The organism is Streptomyces albidochromogenes (genome assembly GCF_005981925.1).
In the GTDB taxonomy this organism is placed as follows: domain Bacteria; phylum Actinomycetota; class Actinomycetes; order Streptomycetales; family Streptomycetaceae; genus Streptomyces; species Streptomyces albidochromogenes.
Genome location: NZ_VBVX01000418.1, coordinates 1 through 4,875, shown reverse-complemented (window position 1 = coordinate 4,875; position 4,875 = coordinate 1). Strand labels below are relative to the sequence as shown.

At 70.8% G+C, this 4,875-nt stretch carries 4 protein-coding genes; 1 reads left to right on the top strand and 3 read right to left on the bottom strand.

Annotated features, from left to right (window positions below; genetic code table 11):
- Positions 1-199 precede the first annotated feature (199 nt).
- A complete protein-coding gene (locus E2E34_RS31515; RefSeq protein ID WP_138905267.1) occupies positions 200-1,627 on the bottom strand; it encodes an MFS transporter in 1,428 nt (475 codons plus the stop codon).
- A gap of 207 nt (positions 1,628-1,834) precedes the next feature.
- Between E2E34_RS31515 and E2E34_RS31510 the strand changes: the two genes are divergently transcribed.
- Positions 1,835-2,281 (top strand): winged helix-turn-helix transcriptional regulator, encoded by a 447-nt coding sequence (locus E2E34_RS31510; RefSeq protein ID WP_138905266.1) that lies wholly within the window; start codon positions 1,835-1,837, stop codon positions 2,279-2,281.
- A gap of 65 nt (positions 2,282-2,346) precedes the next feature.
- On the opposite strand, the gene mhpA is transcribed toward E2E34_RS31510, so the two are convergent.
- Both mhpA and E2E34_RS31500 read right to left on the bottom strand, forming a co-directional pair.
- The gene (gene mhpA / locus E2E34_RS31505; protein WP_425573461.1) at positions 2,347-3,873 is read right to left on the bottom strand and encodes a bifunctional 3-(3-hydroxy-phenyl)propionate/3-hydroxycinnamic acid hydroxylase MhpA; all 1,527 of its coding nucleotides are present in this window, start codon (positions 3,871-3,873) and stop codon (positions 2,347-2,349) included.
- Positions 3,874-4,006: 133 nt separating this feature from the next.
- A complete protein-coding gene (locus E2E34_RS31500; RefSeq protein ID WP_138905264.1) occupies positions 4,007-4,804 on the bottom strand; it encodes an arylamine N-acetyltransferase family protein in 798 nt (265 codons plus the stop codon).
- Between the last annotated feature and the right edge of the window lie 71 nt (positions 4,805-4,875).

The window sequence follows — 4,875 nt, the reverse complement described above, 5'->3', positions numbered from 1 at the left end:
GCCCCCAGCCCCGCTCGGCATGCGCCCCTACCACTCCCACTCGGATCCTGTCCGCCACGGTGAACACCTCTCGCTCTGTCGCGTGCCTGCTTGCCGGTCTGCTTCAACGGGTGCCGTTGGCACCAGGGCCAACGGCCAACGGACCGGAGCGCGGTCGGCAGACAACACCGGCCGCGCTCCCGTCCGTTGGTTCAGCGGGTCAGTGCACCGTCACCGCCGCGGCGCTGGGGGAGGCCGCCTGGTCGGACGGCTGCTCCGACGCGCCGGGCTCCTGCGCGGCCGGCTTGTCCCGCAGGACGAAGAAGGTCACGAGCCAGGCGAGGAAGACGAACCCGGCCGAGAACTGGAACCCGAGCCCGTAGCCGTCCCGCAGCGCCTCGACCTGCTCGGTGCCCTTGCTGACCAGCGAGTTGCTGTACGACGTGGCCACGGTGGCCAGGACCGCGAGACCGACCGCGGCGCCCGCCTGCTGGGCGGTGGTGTTCAGGCCCGACGCCAGACCGGCGTCGGCCGGCGCGGCGCCCGACATGGCCCGCATGATGACCGCCGGGACCGTGAGGCCCATGCCGAAGCCCTGGATGACGAGGGTCGGCAGGACGTCCGTGGCGTAGTTGCCGTCGACGGGCGCCCGGCTGAGCAGCAGCAGGCCGACGCCCAGGAACAGCAGACCGGTCAGCAGTACCCGGCGGGTGCCGTAGCGGGCGGTGAGCTTCGCCGTGAAGAACAGCGACATGGTGCCGATGACGATGGGCGCCGGCAGGAACGCCAGGCCGGTCTGCATCGAGTCGAAGCCGAGGACGCGCTGGAGGTAGAGGGCGTTGAGGAACTGGAAGCCGAAACCGGCCGCGAAGAGCAGGACCACCGCGATGTTGGCGCCGGAGATCTCGCGGTTGCGGAAGATGCGCAGGGCGAGCAGCGGCTTGGCGGCCTTGGCCTGGCGCAGTACGAACGCGCCCAGCAGCAGCACCGAGATCGCGCCGTACAGGCCGAGCTCACCGTTGCTGTGCTTGTCCTCGGCGACCTGCGAGATGGTGAAGACACCGAGCGAGAGACCCGCGGTGACCAGGACGGCGCCGATCGCGTCGGCACCGGCACGCAGTCCGAGACCCGGCCGTCCGGTCAGCAGGCGCAGACCGGCGACCAGCGCCACCGCGCCGATCGGCAGGTTGATCAGGAACACCCAGTGCCAGCCCAGGGTCTCGGTGATGACACCGCCGGCGATCAGGCCGACCGAGGCGCCACCGGCCGAGACGAAGCCGTAGATGCCCATCGCCTTGGCCTGCTCGCCCGGCTCGGGGTACAGGCCGACGATCATGCCGAGCACCACGGCGGAGGCCAGCGCGGCGCCCACGCCCTGGAGGAAGCGGCCGGCGATCAGCAGCTCCGACGTGGTGGCGACGCCGCAGAGGAACGAGGCGGCGGTGAAGGTGACCAGACCCGCCAGGAACACCTTCTTGGTGCCGATCAGGTCACCGAGCCGGCCGGACAGGAGGAGGAGTCCGGCGAACGCGATCAGGTAGGAGTTGACCACCCAGGACAGACCGCTCTGGGAGAAGTCCAGGTCGTTCTGGATGGTCGGCAGGGCGACGGTCACGATCGTCCCGTCCAGGACGATCATCAGCTGCATCGCGCAGAGAATGGCGAGCGCCAGCCCGCGCGAACTGGATTTCGTTTGTGAGGTCACGGATCTCAACTTTCTTGTCCGGCAACGGAAGGGGGGAGTGCTGCACATGGGCTGACGAGTGCGGCTGACTCAGGGCGGCTGCCTAAGTGCACGTCTTGTTACAGAGTTCATGGTCTGGGACCATGAACTCGATGGGAAGGAGGCACTTTTATGTCTCAGGGGAACACCGGTGTGACCACCGAGGTCAGCGCCGTGAAGCAGTGCGAAACTCCTGCCGCGCAGTCCGCCTGTTCGGTTCTTGAGGTCCTCGGCCGGGTGAGCGGCAAGTGGAGCATCGGCATCCTGCTGGTCACCACGCAGGGCCCGGCCCGCTTCACCGAACTGGAGCGCCAGGTGAAGGGCATCAGCCGCCGCATGCTGACGCTCACCCTGCGCAACCTGGAGCGGGACGGCCTGCTGACCCGGACCGTGTACCCGACGGTGCCGCCGAAGGTCGAGTACACCGCCACGCCGATGGCCTGCGAGCTGTACGACTCGCTCGTCCTGCTGACCGGCTGGGCCGAGCGCCACCTGCACGAGATCGACCGGGCCCGCGCCGACTACGACGACGTCCTGGCCGCCGCGGAGGCCGACCGCGCGCCCGTACTGGCCGGCTGACCGCCGCGGCGCCCCGCGCGTGCGGCGCGGGGCGGACCGGGTGCCGCACGCCCCGCGCCGCGTGCTCATGCCACCGGTACCGGAGCCAGGTGCTCCCGCAGGCCGGCCACGAGCCGCGCCGCCGAAGCGCCGTCGGACGCCGCGCCGTAGACGTACGTGTCGGGCCGCACCAGAACGCTCCGCGCCCCGATCCCGTCCAGGTACGCCCCGTACGTGCCCTCGACGTCGACCACGGCGTCGAGGCGGCCCGAGGTGTCCGCGACGCCGTCGGCGTCGCGCAGCCACACCAGCCGCGCCCCCAGGCCGGCCAGGAACTCCCGGTCCCCGGCGTCGAGCAGCTCGTTCGGATCGTCCCGGGAGACGAACACGAAGCCCCGTCCGACGACTTCGTCGAACAGCCCCTCGCCGCCCGCGGCCGCGACCCTCGGCTGCGGCACCTGGTCACCGGACCCGGGCCGCCGCCTGCCCTTCTCGTCCCGGTCCAGCAGCCCCTTGGTGAGCGGATGGAACGGCGACTGCTGCGGGCGGGCCAGGTTGCGCTCCCGGGCCGCGATCATCACCGCGTCGCGGTCGGCGGCGGCCTTGGCGTCGGTCTGGCAGATGACCTTGCCGAGGTTCACCGACATCCCGATCGCGTGCTGCACGTGCGTACGCCGCTCCTCGGTGTACGAGTCGAGCAGCGACGCGTCGGCGAGGCCCGCGAGCACCAGATCCAGCTTCCACACGAGGTTGGCGGCGTCCCGGAACCCCGAACTCATGCCCTGCCCCGCGAACGGCGGCATCAGGTGCGCCGCGTCCCCGGCGATCAGCAACCGCCCGGAGCGCCACTGCCGGCAGGTCGCGGCCTGGAAGGCGTAGACGGCGTGCCGCTCCATCACCCCGTCGTCCGGAGTGATCCCGCACAGCTCCAGGAGCCGCCACGCGGTCTCGGCCGTGTCCATCTCCTCCCTGGTCTCGCCCGGCAGCAGCATGAACTCCCACCGCCGGTGCCCGGGACCGGCCGACACCTGGGTACGGGGCCGGGCCGGGTCGCAGATCTGGAGGTTGTTCGGCGTGAACTCGCGCCGGTCGTGCAGGACGAGATCGCAGATCAGCCACTCGTGGTGGAAGCCCAGGTCGGTGGCCGGGGTGCCGATGTGCCGGCGTACGAAGCTGTTCGCCCCGTCGCAGCCGACGATCCAGCGCGAGCGCAACCGGCGCCGCGTCCCGTCCGCGCTCCGCACGGCCAGCTCGACACCGTCGTCCGTCTCGGCCAGGTCGACCGCCTCGTACCCGCGCAGCACGGTCAGCTCCGGGAGCCGCTTGCCGCGCGCGATCAGCGCCTCCTCCAGGCCCGGCTGGTACATGGACGTCGACTCGGGCCAGCCGTTGCGGCCGTGCTCCTCGGCGGCGCCGATGTAGAGCAGGTCCTGCCCGGCGCCGTTGCGCCACATGTAGTCGCCCGACGGCTCGCCCACCGAGGCGAGGTGGCCGGCGACCCCGGCCGCCGCCAGGACGCGGGCCGCCTCGCCGTCGAAGGCGACGGCGCGCGGCATCGTGTACGGCCTGGGGTGCCGCTCGACAACGATCACCCGGCGGCCCCGCTGGGCCATCAGATTCGCCAGCACCTGCCCCACCGGGCCGTAACCGACGACGAGCAGATCCGCCACGTCATCGGGCCACCACAGCGCACTCTCGGCCGACGCAGACATCGTGTACTCCTCCTTCGTGAGTGGCGGTGCAGGGTCAGTCCTGCAGCAGGATGTGCTTGATCACGGCGTCCAGGTCGGGCTGCTTCACCAGCACCCGCACCTGCTCACGCCCGTCCTCGACGGTCAGCAGACGGCGGCCGGTCAGCGTCATCTGCCCGTTCTCCAGGGCCCGGCCCCGTATGTACGTGACGTTGGCGGCGAGCATCCGGGCGTACTCGTCGAGGACCGGGTTCTCGTGGTCGAGCCACTCCGAGAAGCTCCGCGCCTTGAGCCGGAAGCGGTGGATGGTGCCCCACTCGCCGTCGCGCGGCTTGCGCTCCAGGTAGTGGAAGCCCGTACCGTCGGGATCGGCGGCGGACTGCTCGACGACCCGGAACTGGCTGCCGTACTGCTCCTGCGCCTCGGGGGACACCCGTACCGGCTCGATCAGCGAGGGACCCGAGTAGCCGACATCGGCCAGGTACCAGTCGCCGTCGATCCGTACGCCGTTGAAGAGGTGCTCCAGCTCCGGACCGAAGCTGCCGTCCGGGCCGCGGACACCGGCCGAGAAGACGACGACCTCGAAGCCGAGCCGGCCCAGCAACTCACGGAAGAGTCCGTTGAGTTCGTAGCAGACACCACCGCGACCGCCGACGACGACCTCCTTGAAGACGGTGTCGACGTCGATGTCGACACCGTCCCAGATCGCCGTGCCGCGCTCCTCGTTGAGGAAGTTGTCGAAGGGAACGGCCATCAGATGCGCCTTGTGGAGGACGCGCAGCGTCTCCAGGGTCGCGGCGGGCGGCGGGCCGCTGTGGCCGAGTGTCGTGAGGTAGTGATCGATGTCGAACATGGCGTGGTCCGTGCCTTTCGGAAGGATGTTCAAGGGAGGGCCGCCGGGCTGCCGGCGGGGCGGGCGGGGAG